The following is a 26,202-nucleotide window of genomic DNA, read 5'->3' on the forward strand; positions in this document are numbered from 1 at the left end:
CGAACACAGAAGTTAAGTTCTTCAGCGCCAATGGTAGTTGGGGGCTTCCCCCTGCGAGAGTAGGACGTTGCCAGGCAGCATATTGAAAAAGAGTTAAGCATCATGCTTAGCTCTTTTTTTATTTAGAAATATATGAAAGAATGTTACTGAACGAAAAATCGCTAGGATAAACATCGACCAAGCATTCTATTTATAAGCTAGCATTAATACAAGTTTTTAGTACTTCTATTTAGCTGTTATTATAATCATACATAAAAAATAGAATTTTATTGGTGTACTGTCTTTGAAATATACGTGCTGTATGGTGAACCTCTTCAAATGTGTATGTATTATTTGAAGACATTCATAAAAATCCACGATAAGAAACATATACAATGAAGGACTTTCTTTATATTGGATATATCTCATAAATCCATTCTATACCGATTATCCGGGAGAGGAAAATGAGTGTATTTTTTTGTGGCATAGGAAATTATAGAATTATTGCTTTGTGGATAACTATTTATAGAAAAAAGCCGCGTCCAGCTCCGGGCGCCAAACTTTAGAGACTTCGCGTTGTACCCTGCGATAAAGAAGACTCAGCGATTAGCGAAACGACAGACAGAGCTAAAGTCGCGCTTATGCTTCGAGGGTAAAAAAGAAATTCGCTTTTTTTCTGCGAGATCTTTGCCCTGGGCCCGGGACTGCGATTACTCGTCTCATCGAAAACCGTCGTAGCGGACATCTTCTTGGCAAGCACACCGAAGTTTTAAAGAACAAGCTGTATTCTTGTTTTTTTAACTTCGTTCCTCTTCGATATTTGAATTTTAAATTACATACTAAAAAGACGAGAAGTATCCAGGTTTAATGGTACTTCTCGTCTTTTTCCTTATTTAGATATATTCCATCGGTTATTAATGGAATCTGTTATACTTGTAATCGCTCCGTCTCCGGTAACATTACATGCTGTACCTAAGCTGTCTTGAGCAAGATATAGTGCAATCATTAAGGATACCATTGTCGGCCCGAAGCCTAACATGGATTCAAGCAGGCCGATAGAAGCCATAACAGCTCCGCCAGGTACCCCAGGCGCTGCAATCATCGTCACTCCCAATACAAGTAAGAAAGGAAAAACAGATCCAAATGTGATGGAGTCTCCCTGTAAAAATAAAACTGCAGTGGCACAGCTTAACAGGGTAATAGTGCTTCCTGATAAATGAATATTAGCAAGTAAAGGAATCGTGAAATCAGCAATATTGCTTTTTACCTTTAATTTTTTGGACTGTGCTAATGTAACAGGTATTGTAGCAGCGGAGGATTGAGTTCCAAGCGCTGTGAAATAAGCCGGCAGCATGGTTTTTAACATCCGGAAAGGATTCTGTTTACTCAATGCTCCAGCAACTGAATACTGAAAGATTAAATATAAAACATGTAACAGAATAATCATCACAAAGACAACTGCGAATACTTGTAAAATAGAAGCGACCTGTCCTGCATGTGTCATGTTGGCAAAGATTCCAAAAATATGAATTGGCAGTAATGGAATAATTGCTTTGCTGATAACTAATTCGACAATAGAGCGAAAATCAGTAAATACTTTTAATAACGTATCATTTTTTAATGCTGCCATTCCAATTCCTAAAATAAACGAAAGAATAAGTGCGGTAATTACTTCAAAAGGCGGATGAATCTCAAAATCCAAAAAACCTTCCAGCAGTGCGCCGCTTGGGTCATTAAACATTGTTAATGACTGTCCGCTTAAAATAGATGGATACAGATTGCTTGCAGCTGTATATGCTACAATACCAGCGAAGATAGTTGATACATAAGCAATTAAAGCTGTAATCGATAATAATTTTCCGGCTCCTTTTCCCATATAACCAATTCCGGGTGCGATAAACCCTAAAATAATTAGCGGGATGATAAAGCTGAGGAATCCGCCAAAAATATCATTAAATGTGGCGAACAATCGAATAAGCCAATCATTTGCAATTATTCCGACAATAATACCGAGAGCAATTGCAATAATAATACGAAATAATAAACCAAAGCGTTGCATAAGAAACTCTCCAATCTGGTTTGTAAATAATATGTAACGGACATAGTATAACTCAAAATTAAGACGATAGCCAGACTTTATTAAGTAAAACGAATGGAAAAAGAAAGGAAGTCAGCTATTTATTCATATGTTTCAAATGGTTTAGAAATGCAGCCCAAGATTATTATTTTTTGTAGAATATAGAAAAGAGAAGCATCCCGGAGGATACTTCCCAGTCTGAGATATTAACTCATTCCAAATGGTCCTAATGTTTCCGTCTCCTTGTTTCCTGAACCTGATTTTTGTTTAGAGCTGAAAAAAGGAGCTGCTTGCTGCAAAGCCTGACCTACATTTTGTTGTTGATTGGTCATAGAATAAAAAGTGGCTGCACCAATACCGACAGAGGCAACCAATGGAAGCCAAATTGAGTTTTTTTCCATACTAATCCTTCCTTTCAACATATGTGAAAAAGACAGTTAGTAAAAGCTGGCCAGTTGATAGACGGCCAGCTCAGACAGGCTTATTATTTCCAGAGGAAAATAAATTATGAAAGACATTAATTAACAGCATCTATAGTTGTATCTAAGGCTGCATTCATGCCGGCTATTCTTCCGGTAACGAGTGCAGAAGTAATATTATACCCGCCTGTATAGCCATGTATATCTAAAATTTCTCCGCAAAAATATAGGCCATGCATGATTTTTGATTTCATGGTGTTTGGTACAATTTCTTTAATTGAAATACCTCCGCCAGTAACAAAAGCTTTTTCCATTGGAAGACTGCCGTGTACTTGGAAGGAGAAATTTTTAATTTCTTTTGTAAATTGAAGCATGGTGTTTTTCGAGATATTGGCACATTTTTGTTCAGAGCCGATGTCATGCGTTTCCATTAAATAGTCAAGAAGACGTTCAGGAATCAGTCCTTTGACTGCATTTTTAAACGCTTTTTTTGGATTATCTTCAAGGGTATGCATGATTTGTTTAAATAAATCATCTTCGGTTATTTCGGGTAAAATATCGAGATGCATTTCTACAGCATCTCTGCCCCGCATCAGCTCTTTAACGACAAACTGGGAACAGCGCAAAACGGCAGGACCGGAAATACCAAAATGAGTGAAAATCATATCCATCTGATGGGTGATAATTGGTTTTCCCCGTTTATTTAATACGCTTAAACGAATATCTCTTAGAGATAAGCCTTGAAGTTTTTTTTGCTTAATAAAGGCTTCTTTCGAGGTGAGCGCTACTTCTGTCGGGTAAAGTGTTGTTACCGTATGACCGGCAATTTTAGCCCATGGATAAGCATCACCTGTCGAGCCAGTGTGAGGTACCGCTTTTCCGCCGGCTGCCAGAACGATGGCGGCAGCTTCTATAGAAGGTTCTTCATCGAAGTGTACCTTGTGCAGATTCTCCCCATATTCTATTGCAGCTGCTTTTGTATTCATTTTTACGGTGACACCTTGTTCTTTTAATTGATTAATAAGTGCATTAACCACATCCATTGCTTTGTTGGATTCTGGAAACATTCTGCCATGATCTTCCTCCTTTAAAGCAATCCCGAGACCTTCAAAATAATCGATAATATCATAATTATTAAACACTGAAAAAGCACTATATAAAAATTTACCATTGCCAGGAATATGTTTTATTACTTCCTCCTGCGGTAAACGGTTTGTTACATTACAGCGGCCTCCGCCGGAGATGGCTAATTTCTTGCCCAGCTTTTTTCCTTTTTCAATCAGCAGTGTTTTGGCGCCGTGCTCTGCAGCAGATATAGCTGCCATTAATCCAGATGGTCCTCCGCCGATGACGACAACATCATAATCCAAGGTTTCTCATTCCTTTCTTTTCCTTCCGTATCGTAGCACTTTCTATAAAAATGTACAATCCTGATAAAAAATTTCTTCTATATATCATAAGGGAAATGAGGGCTGCTTAGGATGTAATAGAATGAAATGAAATTTATTTGTCGTTTTTTAGCAGATTAAATCAAGCAATGTAGACAAAAAGTATGCTAAAATTAATAGGAAGTGCTAAAATAAAGCAATCTATTTTATTAATCTAATTGTAGGTGAAAAAGTTACAATGTCAAATATGCTACGAGGAACGATGCTTTTATCAGGTGCGTCGTTCCTGTCCAAGTTTTTAGGAATGATTTTTGTTATCCCGTTTTTTGCAATCGTTGGTACGACAGGTAATGCGCTGTTTGTATATGCGTACACACCTTACAGTATTTTTATTAGTTTATCCACAGTCGGCATACCGGCGGCAGTATCAAAATTTGTATCCAAATATAACGCTTTAGGTGATTATCAAATTGGGATGCGGATGTTCCGTGCCGGCAGTGCATTAATGCTAGTCACTGGCGTTGTTGCATTCCTTGTGATGTTTTTATCAGCTGATTGGATAGGAGCACAACAAATTAAAGGAGAAGGCGGACCAATAACCCCGGATGATATCGCCTTTGTTATCCGTATGGTCAGCTTTGCACTGATTGTTATTCCGGCAATGAGTATTGTCCGGGGATTTTTTCAGGGGAATCAGTCCATGGGGCCGACGGCTATCTCCCAAACCATAGAACAAATTGTGCGCATTATAGCTATTCTGCTCGGCTCTTATATTATTGTAAATTACTTTAACGGGTCGATTACTTTAGCAGTAGGTTTTGCTGCATTTGCAGCTTTAATCGGCGCCCTGGCAGCTTGTTTGGTTCTTTTCTGGTATTGGAGAAAAAGAAAACCGTTTATTGATAAGAAAATTGCAAACCAGAAGACGACACATGATTTTCGCACGGTCGATTTATTTAAGGAATTATTTCGATATGCCGGTCCATTTGTATTAGTTGGTCTAGCTATCCCGCTATATCAGCTTGTTGATCAGTTTACATTTCAGCCTGCCATGGTTGCCAGCGGCAGAGGAGCAACATATGATACAGAATTGGCTGTTATCAATAACTTGGGACATAAAATAGTTATTATACCGATGACTATCGCTACAGGGTTATCTATGGCGATGCTGCCATCGTTAACGAATGCTTTTACACAAAACGATCAAACTACTTATACAAAACTAATTAACCAGGCTTTACAGGTTATCATGGTATTTGTCATTCCGGCAGCTGCAGGAATTGCAATTCTTTCCGATGAAATTTTTGGTTCGTTATTTACGCTGGAAGATATTGAGATTACAGGGAAATTGATGGCCTTATATGCTCCAGTGGCATTGCTCTTTGGCCTGATTACAGTAACAGCTGGGATGCTGCAGGGTCTTGATCAGCAAAATTATGCGGTTATCAGTTTATTGGCCGGTCTTTTGGTAAAAGTATTATTCAACAGTCAGTTTATTCATATGTTCGGCGGACAAGGAGCCATTTTAGGTACGGCAATTGCAGCAGGTATTGCTGTTTTGCTTAATTTAATCCGAATAAAAAGAAGTGCTGATTTTTCTTATAAACAAACAGTAAAGCGAACGATTTTAATTTTGATTTTTACAGGAATGATGTGCTTCGTTATTGCAGTGTTAAAATTTGGTTTCAGCTTCTTTCTGCCATATCAGGAGGAACGCTGGGCAACGACGATGATGCTTTTCATCGGTATATCTGCAGGCGGACTATTCTATCTATTTTTAGCGTATAAATCAACATTGTTAGAACATATCTTTCAAGGGAATATACCAGGCTTAAATCGATTGAAACGCAAAAAATAAGGAGTTCTCCTATGCGATTAGATAAATTATTGGCAAATATGGCTGTTGGAAGCAGGAAAGAAGTAAAACAGCTGTTAAAAGCGAAAAAAGTCACTTTAAATAATCATGTGGTCAAAGACGGTTCGATAAAAGTAAATCCAGATATAGACAATATCCATGTAGATGGAGAGCCTGTCATTTATCAGGAATTTATTTATTTGATGCTTCACAAGCCTCCCGGAGTTGTATCGGCAACGGTCGATGCAAAGGATAAGACGGTCATTGACTTGTTATCCGAACAGGAAAGACATTTCCAGCCTTTCCCAGTGGGGAGGCTGGATAAAGATACAGAAGGTTTATTATTAATTACAAATGATGGAGATTTAGGCCACCACCTGACTTCTCCGAATAAAAATATACCGAAAATGTATCGTGCCAAGGTGAAGGGGGATCTGCCTCGGGATGTAATCCAACAATTTGCTGATGGAGTTACGCTGGAAGATGGTTACTTTACTAAACCAGCTAAACTGGAAATATTATCTGTAGATGAAGAATCGGGGATTTCTGAAGTACAAATAGAAATTACGGAAGGAAAATTTCATCAGATTAAACGGATGTTTGAAGCGGTTCAGGGGAAGGTTATCTATTTAAAGCGACATCGAATGGGAGAATTAACCCTAGATGACCAATTGGCGCGGGGAGCTTACCGCCCGCTGACCGAGGAGGAAGTAGCTTATTGCTACAGTTTAAAGAAATAAGGAGTTATGACCATGTCTCATTATTTTATAGGTATCCAGGTAAAGCCATTGTTGGCAGAGCAGCTGACAGAATGGCAGAAGCATTTCATGCAGCATCTTCCTTATAAGCAATGGACGGATAAGGAAGATTTTCATATTACGCTTGCTTTTTTAGGAGAAGTAGATGAAAAGTCGATAGAAACTCTCCGGAATGAGCTTTATTCTATCACAGCTTACACAGCATTTAATTTAAACAGAACAGGCTTAGGTACTTTTGGAAATAAACATCAGCCAAGGGTTTTATGGCTGGGGGTGGAAAATAATCCAATGTTGAACCGCATACAGCAGCAAGTAGTACAGATTTGTGAAATTATCGGCTATAAAAATGAGAAGAGAGCGTATACTCCGCATATTACTATCGCTAAGAAATGGGCAGATCAAAAGAAAACCGTAACAGAAGACAGCTGGAATAAAATAATATCCAATATGCCTTCCTTAGCTGAAGCATTTAACGTGGATGCGGTGGAGCTATACAAGATACATCCTTCTTCCACTCCGAAATATGAAATCATTCAGCGTTTTCCATTGCGTCATGAGTCATTTAGCTGAATCTCATTTACAAATAAGTGTGTGAAGGGACAGTTTGCAGACCTTTCAATGGCAACTAGAAGCGTAGCAGGTTTTCTGATGAGAAAAAGGAGAGAATAGGATGGCACAGTTAATTAAGCTACAGGATTATATTTCCAGATATGAGTGGGATACCTATCGTTACCCCACTCAATATATCAGACAAAAGAAAGAACAGTGGGAACAGTTCCATTCGGAATGGCTTGATCCATCTCTGAAGGAGGAGACCAAACAAGAGGCACAGCCGGAAGCAGAAGAGGTAAAAGAAAAAAACTCACTGCTGCAAAAATGGAAAGAACGATTTATCAAATCACCGGTTGTTGTAGAGGATTTGACTCCAGACGAAGAAATCGTAAAACGGAATAAACCGTTATTAAAGCTCCCTGATACGGAAGAAGAATTAAAGCAGGTTTTTCTGGATCGCATATTGGAAATTCAGATGAAATGGGCATCATCCACTGTTTCGCAGGTTTCTGTCGTTGATTCGAATTATTATAATGATCCATTATTACGATTTTTGCTGCAGCGGTTTCCAGATACATATCTTGTGATGTACCGTCCTATATTTGAAGTGAAGCAAGCGGCAGTGGAGACAGATATTATACTTATCACACCAATTGGAGTAGAAATACTATCATTTGTTGAACTGGATACAGACGAAGTAATTATGGCTGGAGACGAACGTACCTGGACCATTACTGCTAAAAATAATGAAGAGCCGGGGCGGCTGGTCAATCCATTAATTTCGTTAAAACGGTCGGAAAAATGGATTGAACGTTTTCTGAAGGAAGAGAATATCGATATTCCGATTAAAAAAACAGTGATATCCAGAATTAATCGTATTTTATATGCCACCGCACCTTACCAGACAGAAATTATCGATAAGCTCTCCTTCCCGGAATGGTTTAAAGAGAAGCGATCTATTCATTTACCGCTGAAAAAGAGGCAGCTCAGTGTGGCTGAATCCTTGTTAAGAAACAGCTTATCGCATTCTTTTCTGAGACCGGAATGGGAAGCAGAGTAAGCTGACGATGTATTTATTGATTGTGAATCCCCATGCTGGGAATGGGAAAGCAAAGCAGGCCTTTGAGCGTATTCAAAAGATGGAAAGTTTTCACAGCATCGAGCAAAAAACTTTATTTACTGACGCACCTGGGGAGGGCAAAGTGATTGCTGCAAATTATTCCGGGGATAGAAGGATAAAGCATGTTATCGTTATCGGCGGAGACGGAACCATGCATGAAGTAATGAATGGCTGGGTGAACCAAGAAGTGCCGGTTTCTTTTATTCCGACCGGTTCTGGAAATGATTTTGCCAGAGGGACCGGTCAAAATCGGAATGCAGAGAAGCAATGGCAGAAAATCATTTCAAGTCCGGATAGGTACTGCTATTGGAATGGCAGGGTTCAACTGGACAACAGTGAGAACAAAAAATTTATCAATAGTATCGGTGTCGGGATAGATGCAATAACGACAGAAGCAGCAAATAAATCTCGATTAAAGGGCTGGCTCAATCGTCTGGGTTTGGGGAAGCTGATTTACCTGATTGCATTAATCCGGGTAATCTGGAGCTTTCAACCGATGAATATTCGTTTGAAATACGATGGAAAGGTAAGGACATTGCAAAATGTCTGGCTCATTTCTGCAGCAAATCATCCCTATTGCCGCGGAGGGTTAAAGGTAGTACCACATGCAGTCCTGCATCAGGAATATCTGTCCATACTGATTGTTCATCAGATATCCAGAAAGAAAATTCTATTATTATTCCTGCTGATTATTTTTGGCCTGCATCGTTTTTTAAAGGAAGTAGAATTATTTCGGACGAAGGAGCTGGTGATAGAGGCTGATTCACCAGTCCGCTATCAGGCAGATGGAGAAACTGGAAGGCTCCGTACTTGTCTGATTACAAAGGATCAACGGGCAGTACATATTATATAAATAGAAACTTCATTCAGTAGGAGATTTACAGACGATTCTCCATGATAAATAGTAGAAAAAGCAGATTGATTGAAATTTTATTATATTTTAATATTATTGATAATGCATGTAGATATTGTAATTTTGATCATTTCTAGATACAATAAAGACTTAACACATGAAAAAGAATCATATTATTTATCGGAAATAGAGAAGGATTGCTTGTCTATCTGATTTATAACCAGATAAAAAGCAAGAATGGTCTATTGATGAATAAAGATTTTTCGGATGTTTCTTGAACACGCACTTGAATGCTAATTTTGAAAGATGGGAAGACATTATGATTAACTGGCTCGAACATGCTTTAGGTACAGGATGGCTTGTCAGACCGGCTGGAGGTTTGACCGGCGAGGCATTTATAGCTGAAAAAAATGGAAAGCGATTGTTTTTGAAACGGAACACATCGCCTTTCTTAGCTGTACTCTCTGCAGAAGGAATTGTACCAAAGCTTATTTGGACAAAGCGAATAGAAAATGGTGATGTTATTACCGCTCAAGAATGGCTGGAAGGGCGTTCTTTGAATGAAGAAGAAATGAAGCAGCAATCTGTGGCTGATTTATTGTATAAAATACATCATTCCTCGGAATTAATGCATATGCTGTTAAAAATGGGGAAAAAACCGGTAACCTCAGATGAAAGCTTCACCCAGCTTTGTTTACAATTAGAAAATAATGGCTTAATGCATGAGCGGGAAGAGGTACTGGAAGCAATTGGTTTGCTGGAAATGATGCTTCCTTATACAAGGAACCAAAGGCTCGCTGTATGTCATTGTGACATGAACCATAATAATTTAATCTTAACAAAAGAAAACATCATTTATTTAATTGATTGGGATAATGGAACCATTGCTGATCCTGCAACGGATATTGGTATGCTCTTAAAATGGTATATTCCAAAGGAAGATTGGAAAGAGTGGCTTATCAATTACGGAATAGAGCCGGACAGACAATGGTTTATTCGTATGTACTGGTATCTCCTGCAGGACAACCTCCAATTCTTATGCTGGCACTTTGACCGTAATGAGAAAGGGAAAGTCCAGCAAAGATTGAAGGAATTACAGGAAATCAACCAATCGATTAAAGATTTTATTGTTTCTTAGCATATCGGGATACCAATCAGAGGTTTTGCTGGACCGTATTGATCCAATGCTGAAACTGATCTTGATGATCACCAATATGTTTTGTCAGATCGGATGCAGCAGCCCCATCTTTACCATATTGGTAAATGCGCGTCAGGACGTCCTGGATATCCTGATCAGATAATTCTTGTTGAGCTAATAGGGAAGCAGTGAGCCTTTCTAACTGAGCATGTTCATTCGGAGACACAGAGGAATCAGATTGATGCTCGTCTAAAATATCACACAGTAATTGCAATTTGTTTTGCAGAGATAGTTGCATCTAAATTCACCTCGTTCCTGAGCATAGTTTAAACGGATAATGCATTATTATTCACATCATCAAAAGCTATAAAAGTGAGGAAAGCGTATATGAGACAAAGATATAAACCATGGGCAGATGATTATTTAAAGGAAAAAAATTATATTGTATTAGAGAAACCGAGCTTACATAAAGGGGAATGGAAAAAAGTTTTTGGCAACAATAATCCGATTCATGTAGAAATTGGTTCGGGTAAGGGGCAATTCATTACAGGAATGGCAAAGCAGCACCCGGATATAAACTTTATCGGCATCGAGGTAGCGAAAAGTATTATTGTTTCTACAGTTCAAAAAGTGGATGAAGAAACGTTAGATAATGTTCGCCTATTGAATGAAGATGCGAATGATTTGCTTGCTATATTTGAAGAAAATGAAATCGGGCAAATTTATTTAAATTTCTCCGATCCTTGGCCAAAAAATCGTCATGAGAAGCGTCGCTTGACCTTTAGAAGCTTCTTGGAGCAATACCAGCATATTTTGCCGGATTCAGGTCAAATCGTTCTCAAAACCGATAATCGCGGATTATTCGAGTATTCATTAGTCAGCTTTTCCGACTATGGAATGAAGCTGAAAGAAGTGAATTTAGATTTGCATGCTATTGAGGATGAAGCGAATGTGAAGACAGAGTATGAAGAAAAATTCGCTTCCATGGGACATGTCATCTATCGCTGTACAGCACAATTTTCATCTTAATAAAGAAAGCTTGATGATTCGCAAGTCTTCCAGTGCGAGACGCGTTTAAGTTCCAGAGGATGAAAATAAATGATTGACAGTACTTCTGTTTATTTGTCATAATATATACGATATGAATGGATTTGATGAACCTTTAATTCAGTCCCGCGAGGCTGGTAAGGAAAACGGATGAAGCAAAATAAATATGTCCTTTAAAGAGACGTTTCCAAAGCTTAATAAAAATGATGTTTAAGATTCTATGGTCTTTTTTATCATCCTTTTGGAACACATATTTAATGGATAATGTTCCTTTGTGTATTCTGACACCTTACCCCGGACTGGTAAGGTGTTTTTAGCTAGAGAGCAATTGGATATAGAATACATACAGAAGGGACAGGTATTGATGAAATCAAGAGAAATACAAGTACATGAACGGCTGCCATTATTACAGAGCTTGCCTTTAAGTTTGCAGCATTTATTTGCAATGTTTGGTTCCACAGTTTTAGTACCGCTTTTATTTAACGTAGATCCAGCAACTATTTTAATGATGAATGGGTTTGGCACACTGCTGTATATTTTTATAACGAAAGGGAAAATTCCTGCTTATTTAGGATCGAGCTTTGCTTTTATCGCACCAGTTACGTTAGTTCTGACAGATGGAGGAGGCTATGGTGCCGCCTTGGGTGGTTTCTTCGTAGTAGGTCTTGTTTTGACTCTGATCGGGGTGATTGTGAAATATGCGGGTACAAGCTGGATTGATGTTATTTTTCCGCCGGCAGCGATGGGAGCTATTGTAGCCGTTATTGGGTTGGAGCTTGTGCCTACAGCAGCAGATATGGCTGGATTGTTGCCGGGGGCGGATGTTCCAAGAGATATGACTGCGATAACGGTATCTTTGCTGACGCTGGGGGCAACGATTGTTTATTGGGTGACTTTAAGAGGATTTCTGAAAATTATTCCGATTCTTCTCGGTATAGTAACTGGTTATCTGATTGCGGCGATGTTTGGAATTGTTGACTTTACAACCGTACGGGAGGCTGCCTGGATTCAAATGCCGACCTATTATCAGATTGAGTTCAACTGGTCTGACATCCTTATTATTTTACCGGCTGCGCTTGTTCTTGTGCCTGAACACATTGGACATTTAGTAGTTACAGGCAATATTGTGAAGAAGGATATGGTAAAGGATCCGGGCTTAGACCGTTCTTTATTTGGTAATGGTATTTCTACGATGCTTTCCAGCTTTTTCGGATCGACACCAAATACAACATATGGTGAAAATATTGGAGTTCTTGCGATAACAAGAGTATATTCTACATGGATTATCGGCGGAGCTGCGGTGTTAGCAATTATCCTTTCCTTCTGCGGAAAGCTTGCTGCTTTAATTTCATCTATTCCAACACCGGTTATGGGCGGTATTTCTTTACTGCTTTTCGGGATTATCGCGGTAAGCGGTTTGCGTATGCTTGTAGAGCAGCAGATTGATTATAATAATTCGCAAAATCTTATCCTGACCTGTGTAGTATTGGCAATTGGTGTCAGCGGAGCCAGCATTGAACTTGGTGCAGTAGAATTGACAGGAATGGGGCTGGCGACCATTGTTGCCATTTTAATCAGCTTATTCTTTAAACTGCTGGATGCTTTAAACTTATCGAATGAGGATAAGTAAATAAATATATGAATGAGGCATAGAAAGAAAACTGCACTCGAATGAAATTGGAGAGAATTTCATATAGAGCGGCAGTTTTCTTTTTCAAATAACAATTTTTGCAATAAGAAAGCATAAACAATGAAAAATAGAAAGCGATAACAACTCCTATACAGTCGTTGTTTGATATAAAAAGTAGAATAGAAACGCACCATACCAGCCTGGAAGCTGGTTAAATTTTTTATTGACGAACCATCTGTTTGGTGATAATATTTCGATTATCACTAAAATAGTTTCGTTATTGATAGAAGATTCGAAGCAGTTCCATACGCTTGTGGACTGCATTTTACACTATAGACTATGAATTTTCTTCAAAAGAATCATAAAAGTATGAAATCATTTAAAACTCTATTAATAGTCTGAAAAATATGTGAATATATACACATCTATAGGCGTAATTCACAGAATCTTTCATATAACGGAACCATTTAAACAGTTAGCCGATTGTCTTTGGGCATAGAAATGTTCATAATCTCTTAGAGGACAGACAGCAGGAAAAACATAATTTAATTAATTGGAGGATGAATGAACATGGCACAAATGCTTGCATTAGTTCTTATTGTATTGATTTTATATATTGGAGACGTGGTTGCTGCCAAAACCAAGGCTTGGGTACCGTCGATTTTTGTCTGTGCCGTTCTGTTTTTAGCGGGTTATTGGACCTTTTTCCCGCAGGATATAGTTGAAATAGCAGGTATACCTCCTGTAGTTGCTACAGTGCTGATGTACATGCTGATTGTAAATATGGGGACACTATTATCCTTAAAGGAGCTGAAGCAGCAATGGCGTACGATTTTAATCGCTCTCGGCGGTGTTTTAGGTGTTGTTGCCTTTCTGCTTAGCTTTGGCACCTTACTTTTCGGATTTCAGGCTATGGTTGTCGCCGTTCCACCGTTAGTGGGAGGGCTGGTATCCTCACTGATTATGTCAGAAGGTGCTGCAGAAGCAGGTCTGGTAAGCTTATCTGTATTTGCAATCGTTATTTATGTGATGCAAGGCTTTGCAGGTTATCCTTTAACATCTGTGATGTTGAAAAAAGAAGGAAAGCAATTATTGAATAAAATACGCAGCGGTGAATTAAAAGAAGCTGATACATCGAATAAAACAGCAGCTGAAGAGTACGAAGGTGCAAAGTTATTTAGGAATCTCCCGGAACAATATAATACCAGTTATTTTATATTTTTTAGATTAGCTGTTACCGGGTTCCTTGCTTATCAGATATCTGCATGGCTGGAGCCAGTCGTATCTGTCAGTCCGATGGTCCTTTGTCTGTTATTCGGTGTTATCGGCAGAAGTGCCGGCTTCTTGGAAAAGCAGGCGCTGCAGAAGGCAAACGGGTTTGGTTTTGCGATGTTGGGGCTGATGCTTTATATTCTTGACGGATTAAGAAATGCTACCCCGGATATGATGCTTGACATTATCTACTTATTAGTCGGAAGTATTCTTTTAGCTGTAATCGGAATGTATATCTTCTCCTTTATTGTTGGCAGGCTGTTTAAGGTCAGCAAAGCAATGGCATATGCAATATCCTTAACTGCCTTTTACGGGTTTCCAGCGGATTATGTAATTACCAATGAGGTGATCACCTCATTGACGAAGGATACAAAGGAAAGAGAAATATTGACGAGCCATATGCTCCCTCCGATGCTGGTTGGCGGATTTGTGACCGTAACGATTGTTTCTGTTATACTAGCAGGAGTATTTGTCAGTTTCTTGTAGATTGAAGGAGGAATCATTACGTGAAAGCAAACCAGGAACGCATTGAAAAACATATTAAAGCATTAAGCAGATATACAGCGACGCCGAATGAAGGAACCACCCGCTTGACTTACAGTGAAGAAGATTTACAAGCCCGTATCTATATTAAAGAGCAGATGGAAGCATATGGGTTAGAAGTAAGAGAAGACGGTCTCGGCAACATTTTTGGCAAGCTGGAAGGTGAAAAGAAGGATGCGCCAAGTGTAATTGTAGGATCTCACTTTGACAGTGTTCCTCATGGCGGAGATTATGACGGTCCGGCTGGTGTGATTGCCGGTCTAGAAATCGCTGCATTATTCCAGGATAATCAAGTTAAGCCGGTATACCCATTAGAAATTATTGCGATGATTGAAGAAGAAGGATCAAGGTTTGGCGGCGGTTTAATGGGCTCCAGAGGAATTGCCGGATATCTTTCAAAGGATGATGTTCAAGAGACCAAAGATAAGGACGGTATCTCTGTCCCCGAGGCAATGAAAAAGATTGGTTTGGATCCTTCATTAGAGGTGAAACGAGATCCAGAAACAATCAAAGCATTTTTAGAAATGCATATTGAACAGGGGCCTATTCTAGAAGAAGAGCAGATTTCCGTGGGAGTGGTGGAATCTATTGTCGGATTAACACAATTAGAGGTAACGATTGACGGGAAAGCAGGACATGCTGGTACAACACCGATGGATCGGCGCTCTGATGCGTTAGTAGCGGCTGCCAATATCATTTCCAAGCTTCCGCAGATTGCAATGGAAGAAGGAGAAGGAACGGTGACAACGGTAGGAAGACATCAGGTATTTCCAAACGGAGCAAATGTAATTCCGGATAAAGTTGTTTTCTCTGTGGATATCCGTTCCAGCAAAGAAGCACATGTAAAAAATGTCGTGCAGAAAGTAAAAAATCTGGTTCGCTCTTGGGAAGCCAATGGTATTCAGACTGCAGTAGAGCAGTCCTTATACATGCAGCCTAAGGAACTGAACAAGAAAATTCGTTCTGTACTTGAAGCATCATGTGCGCAGTTAGGTACCTCTTTTATCAACATGCACAGCGGAGCGGGACATGATGCGATGGTCCTTTCCGATATAACGGATGTCGGATTGATTTTTGTGCCGAGTAAAGACGGTCTCAGTCACTGCCCGGAGGAATGGACCGCAATCCATGAGCTTGCTGCAGGCATCGAAGTATTATACGAAACTGCATTAAAATTAACGGAAAAATCCTAGTGTCGATTTGGCTCTGGGATTTTTTTAATAGGTTATATCATATATGTTATGATAATAAAAAGAAGAAACGATGGAGTAAACATGGTCAAAAAAAAGCCTGCTGAAAAATTCAAGCCGGCTTTTGCAGATGTATTGATTAATTTATGTAATGATGGTAAAATATAAAAGTTAAAGATATACTGAATAATACATATCCATATATTATAATTATACATTATAATAATAAGTATGTCAACAGTTGTTTTCGGAAATAAAGGGGGAAGTTGATGGATAAGCAAAGGGATAGCCACGAATTTGAATATCAGCGACTAGAGAAGGTATTAGATATTATTGATAAGAAACAACATGCTTTGAAGGAACAATCCTCCAAGGTGAAGGAAGATGTCGTTGAATTACGTAAAACATTCTGGGATGATATTACCGTTAATATGGATGAAATGGATGACATTATTGAGACACAGGAAAGTATTAAGCAGCAATCCAATATCCTCGCACAGAAAGAGCGGCATTACGGGAAAAATTATCAGCGGATGAACCAATTAGAACGGCTGAAAAACCAGCCTTACTTTGGGAGAGTTGATTTTCAGGAAGAAGGCAGTGAAGAAATCGAGAAAATTTATATTGGTACTTCTTCGTTAATGGATGAAGAAGAGAAGGATTTTCTTATTTATGACTGGCGGGCTCCGATTTCCAGTATTTATTATGACTATGCTCCAGGCCCGGTAGAGTACCGGACGGAGGAAGAAACAGTGAATGGCGACATGAGCTTAAAACGACAATATATGATCCGGAATGGAAAAATGAAAGGAATCTTTGACACCTCCGTAACTATTATAGATGAGATGCTCCAGGAAAGCTTGAGCGGGGCGGCTGATACACAAATGAAATCGATTGTTTCTACGATTCAGCAAGAGCAAAATGCCGTTATCCGTCATCGCGGCAGTAAGGTGCTTGTTGTACAAGGTGCAGCGGGAAGCGGAAAAACATCTGCAGCATTACAGCGCATTGCCTATTTGCTTTATCATCATCGGACTAATTTGACAGCGGACCAGGTGCTGCTTTTATCTCCAAATGATTTATTCTCAAGCTATGTAGCAAATGTGCTCCCTGAATTGGGCGAGGAGCCGGTCAACCAGCAAACCTTTCATCAATTCGTTCTCAAAGGAACAGATAAAGCATTACATGTAGACACCCCCTTTGAACAGATTGAAAAGCTGATGGGGTTAGAAGAAGAAAAACAGAAATCATTAAGGGATGCAATTCAGTATTTTTCCAGTACGGCTTTTATGGACACAATTAATCAGCATTTAGAGAAATTAAATCAAACAAATCTTGTTTTCCGCTCTATCCGTTTTCGAAATGAATTACTCATTGATAAGACGGAGATTGAAGATTATTTTGCATCCTTGGAGAAGGATATGCGTCTTCCAAATAAAATGGAGCAGTTAAGAAATTGGCTGCTGCAGCGCATTCGTGCATTTCAAAAGGAAGAAATCGAAAAAGATTGGGTTTTGGATCAAATCCAGCTGTTAACCAAAGATGACTATATGAAAGCTTATCATGAAGCAGAGAATGAACATGAAGAAAGCAGTATCCAGGATGAAGAAAAGGTTTTGAGAGAGAAAATTATTCGTAAAACATTTGCTCCATTGCAAAATATGATCCGTCAGAACCGTTTTATTAATACATTTAAAATGTATATGGACTTTATCGCAGAATTGAATGGAACCAGTGCGCTTCAACAATATAAAGCAGAAGCAATTAGGCAGCTCCGGAAAAAACAGCTTCCATGGGAATTGGCAACTGCTTATAACTACTTTAAAGGGGAAATGATTGGCCACCAGGTTAACCGGCCTGTGCATCTGATTGTAATGGATGAGGCACAGGATTATACGCCTTTTCAATTTGCTTATTTAAGGCATCTTTATCCGTATGCCAGTTTTACACTGCTTGGGGATGTAAATCAGGCAATTTATTCCTATGCATCGGAGGAAAATCCGATTCAGGAGAATATTTCGTTTAAGGAAAGTACGGAGCGGATCGTATTAACGAAAAGCTATCGCTCAACGAAGCCGATTGCAGATTTCACATCATACTTTTCACCGAGCAGTGAACCGGTTGAACCCTTTGAACGCAGTGGTTCACTTCCAGAGGTCATTCATTTGACAAAATCCATTTCTGAAAAGGATGCATTGCTTCATAAAATAGAAGAGAAGCAGCAGGAAGGCCATGAAACGATTGCGATTATAGCGAAGACGGCAGGTGCCTGTGATAAAATATATCAACAGCTGCATAAAGAAATAGATATCAAACAGATTAATGAGCATACCAAAACCTATCAAAAAGGGGTTGTGGTTGTTCCTGTCTATTTAGCAAAGGGGATTGAATTTGATGCGGTGATTCTTGCAGATGCTTCCAGTGAAGTGTATTCACACCCTACAGATAAATATTTGCTTTATACCGCGTGCACCCGTGCTATGCATGATTTGACCTTATTGTACTCTGATAAAATATCTCCTTTTTTAAGTGAGGTTCCTAAAGAGAAATACAGGTATGCGACGATTGTGGAAAGGTGAGAAAAAGTATGAAGAAGGATTTCCGTACCTTGCGATAAAGGTTTGGAAATCCTTTTTTATTGCAGTGTAACTGACTGTGCGATTTTCAACATCGAGACACAAGGAAAATCCGAAGTTGCAGTTTTTCTTCTCTGGAGATTGGCAAATAATAAAAACGGAGACAGAATGATATCCAATCCTGTCTCCATTTTTTCTTATTGATAATTATTTGTCTCAAAAAGGTCAATCAGCTCAATATCTGGATTTTTATCTTTAAACCAGTTTAATGCAAATTCATTTCGGAACAGCACGAGCGGCTGATCATGACGGTCACGTACCAGCAGATTTCCAGAATCAAACAAGGAAGCATCTGCCTGCTCAGGATTTAGCCATCTTGGAATCCGTTCACCAATTGGCTCCATGATTACTTGGGCATTGTACTCATTTTCCATGCGGTAGGTGAAGACCTGATATTGCAATTCTCCGACGGCGCCTAAAATAAAGGAATCTGTTAATTTATCCCGGAACAGCTGAATAGCGCCTTCCTGAACAAGCTGTTCAATCCCTTTACGAAACTGCTTCGATTTCAATGCGTTTTTTGCCATGACCTTTTTGAAGATTTCCGGCGGGAACTGCGGCAGTTCATCAAATTCATATTTTTCTTTGCCGGTCAGCAACGTATCTCCGATTTGGTAGGCATTGGGATCATAAATACCGATAATATCGCCGGCGTATGCTTCTTCAAGGGTTTCTCTGGAAGACGCCACCATTTGTTGGGATTGAGCCAGTTTTAATTCTTTCCCGGTCCGTGCTAACGCAACACTCATCCCGCGTGTGAATTTTCCGGAACAAACACGTAGAAAAGCAATTCGATCACGATGGGCAGGATTCATATTGGCTTGGATTTTAAAAATAAATCCAGAGAAGTCTTCTTCTTCCGGTTTTACGGCACCTTTGGTCGACTTACGCGGTGTCGGACTCGGTGCTAAGTTGATAAAGGAATCAAAAAATGTTTGCACGCCGAATGGGGAAAGTGCGCTTCCGAAGAAAACAGGTGTAAGTTCGCCGTTTAAAATGGCTTCTTCAGAATAAGTATTTCCAGCTTCCTCAACAAGCTCCAGTTCATTGACTGCATCTTGGTAGGTTCCATTTTCAGTTAACTCTGGGTGATTTTCTAATTCTTTATAAGGGATATAGCTTTCCTCTGCTCCTGGATGATGCTGTACAAATTGTTCATTTTCCCGGTCAAAAATTCCGAGGAAGCCTTTTCCCATGCCAGCCGGCCAGTTCATTGGATACGTATCGATTTCTAATACCTCTTCTAATTCCTCCAATAAAGCTAATGGCTCTTTTCCTTCCCGGTCTAATTTATTCATAAAAGTAAAGATAGGAATTCCTCGCATCCGGCAAACCTTGAACAGTTTGATGGTCTGTGCTTCAATTCCTTTCGTAGAATCAATAATCATCACAACACTGTCAACAGCGGTTAAAGTCCGGTACGTATCCTCACTGAAATCTTCGTGTCCCGGGGTATCTAAAATATTGATATGAAAACCCTCATATTCAAAGTTCATGACACTGGATGTAACCGAAATACCACGTTGTTTCTCAATTTCCATCCAGTCGGATGTAGCGAATTTGCCGGATTTTTTCCCTTTGACTGTTCCTGCTGAACGGATAAGGTTGCCATATAACAGTAATTTTTCTGTCATTGTTGTCTTCCCGGCATCGGGATGCGAGATAATCGCAAATGTTTTTCTTTTCTGTACTTCTTCTTGAATTGACATAGTGAAATCCTTTCTATCATAGACTGATCCATCTTTTACAGCTTTATACGTGTTTGTTTATAGATCAGAAGCTAATGTTTAAAAATCATCATTTGTTTATTAGATGTTTGCCTATTGTTGCTTTATAATGTGCAATAGATATATCATACTACAATTTAACCTCTTTCGTGAAATAGAAATCAGGTAATATAATAAAAAAGTCAATCAGATATTAATTCTGACAGCGTGAATTTAAAATATGTGAAATGAATGAAAAGGTCGTGCAGGAAATGGTATGGGTACCCAAACAAGAAATAAAAGAACGATGCGGAGAGTTGTCTTATAAATATGGAGAACGTCTGTGGAAAAAGGGAAATGTGCAGTTAACCTTTTTGGAACAGCAGCTGATTGGAACGGTCAGAACTACGGATGATTTTCATATTACAGTCACGTATCGAAATAATAAAATAGAGAGCACTGCGTGCAGCTGTCCGAAGCTCGGATCTTATACATTAGATTGTCAGCATATCGCTGCGGTCTTAATCGGTATCCACGAAACAGGAGAGCCGGAAGCTGCCACACCGTCGCTGACAGGAAAGCCGGATAAGGAATTTCGTCAGCGCGGCTATTTTGAGACAAGGCAGGCTATTCCGGTTCATTTTTACCTGCGTATTCCAGCAGAACCGGAACGGGCCGCATTGCAAATGGCTGTTCAAATCGATGGAAAAATTGTCCATGATATTATTGCTTTTTTAGAAGCATTGAAAAGCGGAAGGCATTTTTCAATTGCTGATAATCTATCCTTTGATGCAAGCAAATTTTATTTTGAAGATGATTGCAATCAGATTTTAGAACAGCTTATCCATATCTATGAGGACCAGCAGATGATTGGCAAGCTCTTTGAGGATAAAACAAGCTGGGTTTCGGTCCCGGCTTCAGCTTGGGACCGTATGGAGAAATTACTATCTGCAAGCCCGCTGGTATCCCTTTATATGGAGGCAAATGATTATCATAAGCAGCCATTACATTTTTATGATGCACTGCCTCCGCTTTCTTTTCGTGTCTATCAGTCAGATGCAGATTATTCCATCGCTTTTCGAGAAAGAAAAGCTACATTTTTTTTGCTTGCTTATCAGCTTATTTATCAGAGCGGATCCCTTTATTTATTAACAGAAGAAGAAAAGCAGCTGATTACTTTATGCGAGCAGCTATGGCAAAAGCAAACACAAACCATCGTTGTCAGCAGGGAGCAAATGGTTTCTATCTCAGCACTTTTAGAGCGGATTGGTGAAGTGGAGGATAGGACAGGAATGCTAAAGCATCTTAATACTCCGCTGAAAGCTGGTGTTTATATAGATCGGGTCCATAATCGTCTTCTGGCTGGTGTGGAATTCCAATATGGAGATAAAAAGATAACGCCATTTGAGAAAACAAGTCTGATTCGCCGGGATAAAGAAAAGGAAGCAGAAATTATTGCTTTTCTGGAAAGAAGTGGATTTGCGAATACGGGAGGCAGTTTTATTCTGCAAAATGAACAGCTGGAATATGATTTCTTATATCATCATTTACCAGTATTGTATAAGATGGCCGATGTTTTTGTAACGAATGCCGTTCGTAATCAAATCAGCAAGAAGCGGTTTCAGCCAATTGTACGTGTGAAGCATAAGCGTGACAGAACAAATTGGCTTTCCTTTGCCTTTCAAGTGAAAGGTTTTTGGGAGCAGGAGGTTCGACAGATTCTGGAAGCGATAGAAGAAAAGCGGCCTTACTATCGCTTAAAGGATGGTTCTTTTCTGACATTGGAAACAGAGGAGGTAAAAGAATTAGAAAAATATCTGCTTTCCGTTTCGATGACCCCTTCTGAAATTCTGGAGGAAATTGAGCTGTCGCTGAAGGAGGGTTTGTCATTTGCGCATCGGATGGAGGATAACGGTTATCTGGCTGATGGAGCAGCTGTGAAGGAAATGATTCATGCTATTCAGGTACCGGCAAAGGAGAAGTATCCAATCGCAAAAGAAATTAAGCCGATTTTAAAGCCTTATCAGCAGGACGGCGTGCGCTGGATGCTGGCGGTGGCTGAATCTGGTCTGGGCGGCGTGCTGGCAGATGAAATGGGGTTAGGGAAAACCGTGCAGGCTATCGCTTTTTGTATCACGAAATTTCAGCAGCAAAAGAAAAAAGCATCTATTCTGATTGTCTGTCCGACCTCGCTGAGCCATCAGTGGAAGCAGGAATGGGAATTATTTGCCCCGGCTTTTTCCGTTGATATATTGGAAGGTACCGTTAAGGAAAGAAATCAAAAAAAGAAAGCATTTAAAGAACAGGATGTATGGATTGTTTCCTATGGTGTATTGAAAAATGAAATCGATTGGCTGAAGAAGAAGACTGCTTTCCAGACGATTATTTTTGACGAGGCGCAAACCTTTAAAAATCCTGCGACACAGGTTTTCCGTACAGTAAAGAAATTAACAGCCGATTATCAGTTTGCGTTAACAGGTACGCCATTAGAAAATAAAGTAGAGGATGTATGGGCGATTTTTCATGTTATATTTCCTGAATTGCTCGGCGGCTTGAAGGATTTTTCCTGGCTTACTAATGATCAGGTGCTGAGAAGAGTTCACCCATTTATGCTGCGGAGAGAGAAAAAGGATGTGCTCCAGGACTTGCCGGCCAAAACGGAATATATTGAACGTGTTCCGCTGACGGAAGAACAAAAACAAATCTATATTTCCTATTTATCCAAGTTAAGACATCCGAAATTTAAACATTTGGATCGTGCAACGATTCGTAAAAATCGTATTCGTATCTTAGCGGGACTGACCCGGTTAAGACAAATTTGTTGTGACCCGGCATTATTTGTACGGGATTATCATGGAGAGTCAGCTAAACTTAAGCGGCTGATGGAAATTGTGAAGGATGCCAAACGTTCCGGAAAACGGCTGTTGATTTTTTCTCAATTTACGCAAATGCTGCAGCGAATAGGTGATTTATTAAGGGCAGAGGAAATTTCCTACTTTTATTTGGACGGGCAAACACCTGCTGAGGAACGGATCCAACTTTGCCGCGCTTTTAATCAGGGGAAGAATGATATTTGCCTGATATCGCTGAAAGCTGGCGGTACTGGATTAAATTTAGTGGGTGCTGATACGGTTATTTTATACGATACATGGTGGAACCCGGCAGTAGAAGACCAGGCAATCGATCGTGCACACCGAATCGGACAAACAGATGATGTTACCGTTATTAGGATGCTGGCCGAAGGAACCATTGAAGATAAAATGTTCGAGCTCCAGCAGAAAAAAAGAAATCTGATTGAACAGATGGTACAGACGAAGGACTTATGGAATAATCAGCTGACAGATGAAGACGTAGAGAAACTGCTCCTGGGAACGCTGGAATAAAAGAAATGGCTTAAAAAGAAGAGGTAAGGCCTCTTCTCTTTTAAATTCTTAAAAATATAGTTGGAAAATATAATTAAATGTGATATAAGCAGCTGGCTAGCGTAGTGTATTTCCGTAGCGGCCGCTTACAGCAATTTTATATCTATTATGTTACCCATGGATTTTGGTGAAGAGAAAAAAAGAAAATAAATATATCTAATCAAAATGAAGCTTGACGTTTTGTTAAACAAATGATTATGCTTAAGAAGAGAACGAATAACTTTGCATGAAATCAAGGGAGGCTGCTTATTATGGTGACATCAAAAGAAGTCATGGAACTTACCTCTGCCTATGGTGCAAATAACTACCATCCATTGCCGGTAGTTGTTGCAGAGGCAGAAGGAGTCTGGGTGAAGGATCCTGAAGGAAATAAATACATGGATATGCTAAGTGCATACTCTGCTGTCAATCAGGGACATCGGCACCCAAAGATTATTCAAGCACTGAAAGATCAGGCAGATAAAGTCACACTTACTTCAAGAGCTTTTCATAATGAATTATTAGGGCCTTGGACAGAGCGCCTTGCGAAATTAACCAATAAAGATAAAGTCCTGCCGATGAATACCGGAGCAGAAGCAGTAGAAACAGCGATAAAAGCAGCGCGCAGGTGGGCATATGAAAAAAAGGATGTTGACGCGAATCAAGCGGAGATTATTGCAGCAAAAGGAAATTTCCATGGCAGAACAATGAATGCGATTTCATTATCGAATGATCCGGATGCAACTACAAATTATGGCCCCTTTGTGCCAGGGATATATAAGATAAATTATGGAGATATTCAAGCGTTAAAAGAAACCATCACACCAAATACAGCAGCAATTATTATCGAACCGATTCAAGGAGAAGCAGGTATTCTCATCCCGCCGGAAGGCTATTTGCAGGAAGTTCGAAAAATATGTGATGAAGAAAATATATTATTTATTGCCGATGAAGTACAGACTGGTTTTGCCCGCACTGGAAAAATGTTTGCCTGTGAATGGGAAAATGTAGAGCCAGATATTTATGTGATGGGGAAAGCATTAGGCGGAGGTGTGCTCCCTATCTCTGCCATTGCTGCTAATAAAGCGATTATGGATGTTTTTACGCCCGGTTCACATGGCTCAACATTTGGAGGTAATCCATTAGCCTGTGCTGTTTCGATGGCAGCATTGGATGTAATTGAAGAAGAACTGGTTGATAAATCACTTGAACTGGGCGAATATTTTGCAATTGAATTATCTGCTATCAGCCACCCTGATTTGAAGGAGGTCCGGGCTAGAGGATTATTTATCGGTGTAGAATTTACGAAGCCTGTCCGGCCGATTTGTGAAGCATTGAAGGAAAACGGCATTTTGTGTAAAGAAACCCATGAAACCACCATTCGTTTTGCACCGCCGTTAGTGATTACAAAAGAAGAGCTTGACTGGGCACTGGATAAAATAAAGAAAGTGCTCCAGGCGAATTAAATATATTCTTTACGTCCCAATGAATTTTCATTGGGGCTTTTTTTATGGTGTGCCGGCCTTCTCCGAGGCAGTACGTTATTAATTCCCAAACAGTGCCAGTATGGAAATAAATCATTAGGCAAAAGATAAGCTGTGAGGAGGTGAGAAACAGTGAAAACACTACATGCAATTGCAGTTACGTTATTGATTATTGGTGCTATTAACTGGGGACTGATTGGATTTTTTCAATTTGATCTAGTATCCGCAATTTTTGGCGGACAGACGGCTGTTCTTTCTCGAATTATTTATGGACTCGTTGGAATTAGTGCTATTTATTATCTTACCACTTTATTCTCTGGAGTTGGTGAACCTGTTCAGGATTCAGATCATTTGCAGACCGGCTTCCAAACAGAGTTCAGTGAAGAACATGGCATTGAAGAAGAAATTGACGATAAATAATGAAACAAAAATAACCTTTTGAATAAATAAAATACGGCTGCCTTTTCACCCATTACTGTTTTTTTCGCTTTAAAACAGCTTAAAGCGGTAATTGGATAGGGCAGCCGACATTATCAGGAAGTGGGGAAGAACCTCCGGAAATGATGTTTTATTTTATTCGGAAGGTTTTTTTTCCTCTAAATCCTCGATTGTTTCAGCAAATTGCTTTCTTTCTTGCGCGGTAGGCAGGCGGCAGCTTTGTTTTTTCTCAAACCATTTATGCCTGTTGCGTGCCACAAAATCATAGAGAGTATCCCGGATAAAATATGGAAGAAATTTACCAGCTGTCAGCATTCTCCAGGGAAACGATATATATTTTGCCACTTGTAAAGCAGCGTCTGATTTGATAAAAATTTTCTCCCCATCGATCAGCAGTACACTGTCGATGTCATCCGGCACCCGATATTTCCTTCTTATAAATTCTCCTGCCTCACTTTGCAGAGAAATAAAAAGAAATTGATTTTCTTTATCTTTATTTAAAATAAACTGCACGAAGCTGTCGCAAATATGACATTCTCCATCAAATACGATAAGTTTCACTTGCATCACCTCACACAATCCTTCTTTACAAATATCCTACAACTTCACTGTAACATAGAAAAATTGTTTTTATAAAGCATTAACGATAAGTCCTTTCTGTATAAACTCCATAGAGACTGTGATATGATAGCATTTGTATATTTTTTGTGTACTGA

20 protein-coding genes and 1 rRNA gene are annotated in these 26,202 nt (G+C 39.5%); 15 read left to right on the forward strand and 6 right to left on the reverse strand.

Features of this window, described 5'->3' with window-relative positions; all coding sequences use genetic code 11:
• Positions 1-76 (forward strand): 5S ribosomal RNA (rrf, locus tag ACW0TQ_RS14985); the annotation flags it as partial.
• 792 nt (positions 77-868) lie between these two features.
• Here rrf and ACW0TQ_RS14990 read toward each other — a convergent pair.
• The 3 genes from ACW0TQ_RS14990 to ACW0TQ_RS15000 form a co-directional block, all read right to left on the reverse strand.
• Positions 869-2,038 (reverse strand): dicarboxylate/amino acid:cation symporter, encoded by a 1,170-nt coding sequence (locus ACW0TQ_RS14990; RefSeq protein ID WP_042535595.1) that lies wholly within the window; start codon positions 2,036-2,038, stop codon positions 869-871.
• Positions 2,039-2,262: 224 nt separating this feature from the next.
• Positions 2,263-2,457, reverse strand: a complete 195-nt coding sequence (locus ACW0TQ_RS14995) for a hypothetical protein (protein ID WP_042535593.1) — start codon at positions 2,455-2,457, stop codon at positions 2,263-2,265.
• Positions 2,458-2,573: 116 nt separating this feature from the next.
• The gene (locus ACW0TQ_RS15000) at positions 2,574-3,845 is read right to left on the reverse strand and encodes a BaiN/RdsA family NAD(P)/FAD-dependent oxidoreductase (protein ID WP_212929545.1); all 1,272 of its coding nucleotides are present in this window, start codon (positions 3,843-3,845) and stop codon (positions 2,574-2,576) included.
• A 256-nt stretch (positions 3,846-4,101) separates the two neighbouring features.
• Here ACW0TQ_RS15000 and ACW0TQ_RS15005 point away from each other — a divergent pair, with 256 nt between their 5' ends.
• From ACW0TQ_RS15005 to ACW0TQ_RS15030, 6 genes are all read left to right on the forward strand, one after another.
• Positions 4,102-5,721 carry a putative polysaccharide biosynthesis protein gene (locus ACW0TQ_RS15005; protein ID WP_042535591.1) on the forward strand — a complete coding sequence of 540 codons (1,620 nt, stop codon included), beginning with the start codon at positions 4,102-4,104 and terminating at the stop codon, positions 5,719-5,721.
• A gap of 11 nt (positions 5,722-5,732) precedes the next feature.
• Entirely contained in the window at positions 5,733-6,458 is a 726-nt protein-coding gene (locus tag ACW0TQ_RS15010; protein WP_042535590.1) for a pseudouridine synthase, read from the forward strand.
• A 12-nt stretch (positions 6,459-6,470) separates the two neighbouring features.
• Positions 6,471-7,046, forward strand: coding sequence for an RNA 2',3'-cyclic phosphodiesterase (gene thpR, locus ACW0TQ_RS15015; protein WP_175297075.1), 576 nt, complete (start codon positions 6,471-6,473; stop codon positions 7,044-7,046).
• A 100-nt stretch (positions 7,047-7,146) separates the two neighbouring features.
• Positions 7,147-8,088: a nuclease-related domain-containing protein gene (locus tag ACW0TQ_RS15020; protein ID WP_042535588.1), complete on the forward strand. Its 942-nt coding sequence runs from the start codon at positions 7,147-7,149 to the stop codon at positions 8,086-8,088.
• A gap of 7 nt (positions 8,089-8,095) precedes the next feature.
• On the forward strand, positions 8,096-9,001 hold the full coding sequence (locus ACW0TQ_RS15025) for a diacylglycerol/lipid kinase family protein (RefSeq protein ID WP_455725801.1): 906 nt from the start codon (positions 8,096-8,098) through the stop codon (positions 8,999-9,001).
• 319 nt (positions 9,002-9,320) lie between these two features.
• Entirely contained in the window at positions 9,321-10,139 is an 819-nt protein-coding gene (locus ACW0TQ_RS15030; RefSeq protein WP_042535584.1) for a phosphotransferase family protein, read from the forward strand.
• 16 nt (positions 10,140-10,155) lie between these two features.
• Here the strand turns inward: ACW0TQ_RS15030 and ACW0TQ_RS15035 are convergent, their stop codons facing one another.
• Positions 10,156-10,437 carry a YtzH-like family protein gene (locus ACW0TQ_RS15035; RefSeq protein ID WP_042535581.1) on the reverse strand — a complete coding sequence of 94 codons (282 nt, stop codon included), beginning with the start codon at positions 10,435-10,437 and terminating at the stop codon, positions 10,156-10,158.
• A gap of 89 nt (positions 10,438-10,526) precedes the next feature.
• Here ACW0TQ_RS15035 and trmB point away from each other — a divergent pair, with 89 nt between their 5' ends.
• The 5 genes from trmB (at position 10,527) to helD (ending at position 18,400) form a co-directional block, all read left to right on the forward strand.
• Positions 10,527-11,168, forward strand: a complete 642-nt coding sequence (gene trmB, locus ACW0TQ_RS15040; RefSeq protein WP_042535580.1) for a tRNA (guanosine(46)-N7)-methyltransferase TrmB — start codon at positions 10,527-10,529, stop codon at positions 11,166-11,168.
• Between the two features lie 382 nt (positions 11,169-11,550).
• A complete protein-coding gene (uraA, locus tag ACW0TQ_RS15045) occupies positions 11,551-12,816 on the forward strand; it encodes a uracil permease (RefSeq protein ID WP_212929546.1) in 1,266 nt (421 codons plus the stop codon).
• 570 nt (positions 12,817-13,386) lie between these two features.
• The gene (locus ACW0TQ_RS15050; RefSeq protein ID WP_042535576.1) at positions 13,387-14,574 is read left to right on the forward strand and encodes a hypothetical protein; all 1,188 of its coding nucleotides are present in this window, start codon (positions 13,387-13,389) and stop codon (positions 14,572-14,574) included.
• 20 nt (positions 14,575-14,594) lie between these two features.
• Positions 14,595-15,824 (forward strand): Zn-dependent hydrolase, encoded by a 1,230-nt coding sequence (locus ACW0TQ_RS15055; protein WP_212929544.1) that lies wholly within the window; start codon positions 14,595-14,597, stop codon positions 15,822-15,824.
• 266 nt (positions 15,825-16,090) lie between these two features.
• Positions 16,091-18,400 (forward strand): RNA polymerase recycling motor HelD, encoded by a 2,310-nt coding sequence (helD, locus tag ACW0TQ_RS15060; protein ID WP_455725802.1) that lies wholly within the window; start codon positions 16,091-16,093, stop codon positions 18,398-18,400.
• Between the two features lie 194 nt (positions 18,401-18,594).
• Here the strand turns inward: helD and ACW0TQ_RS15065 are convergent, their stop codons facing one another.
• Positions 18,595-20,166, reverse strand: coding sequence for a peptide chain release factor 3 (locus tag ACW0TQ_RS15065; RefSeq protein ID WP_455725803.1), 1,572 nt, complete (start codon positions 20,164-20,166; stop codon positions 18,595-18,597).
• 269 nt (positions 20,167-20,435) lie between these two features.
• Here ACW0TQ_RS15065 and ACW0TQ_RS15070 point away from each other — a divergent pair, with 269 nt between their 5' ends.
• The 3 genes from ACW0TQ_RS15070 to ACW0TQ_RS15080 all read left to right on the forward strand — a co-directional run bounded on the left by ACW0TQ_RS15070 (position 20,436) and on the right by ACW0TQ_RS15080 (position 25,468).
• Positions 20,436-23,546: a DEAD/DEAH box helicase gene (locus tag ACW0TQ_RS15070; protein ID WP_455725804.1), complete on the forward strand. Its 3,111-nt coding sequence runs from the start codon at positions 20,436-20,438 to the stop codon at positions 23,544-23,546.
• 290 nt (positions 23,547-23,836) lie between these two features.
• Positions 23,837-25,030, forward strand: coding sequence for an ornithine--oxo-acid transaminase (locus tag ACW0TQ_RS15075; protein ID WP_455725805.1), 1,194 nt, complete (start codon positions 23,837-23,839; stop codon positions 25,028-25,030).
• 150 nt (positions 25,031-25,180) lie between these two features.
• Positions 25,181-25,468 (forward strand): DUF378 domain-containing protein, encoded by a 288-nt coding sequence (locus ACW0TQ_RS15080; RefSeq protein ID WP_042535564.1) that lies wholly within the window; start codon positions 25,181-25,183, stop codon positions 25,466-25,468.
• Between the two features lie 153 nt (positions 25,469-25,621).
• On the opposite strand, the gene ACW0TQ_RS15085 is transcribed toward ACW0TQ_RS15080, so the two are convergent.
• Positions 25,622-26,053 (reverse strand): thiol-disulfide oxidoreductase DCC family protein, encoded by a 432-nt coding sequence (locus tag ACW0TQ_RS15085; RefSeq protein WP_042536366.1) that lies wholly within the window; start codon positions 26,051-26,053, stop codon positions 25,622-25,624.
• Positions 26,054-26,202 lie beyond the last annotated feature (149 nt).

This window comes from Oceanobacillus sp. M60 (assembly GCF_053839645.1).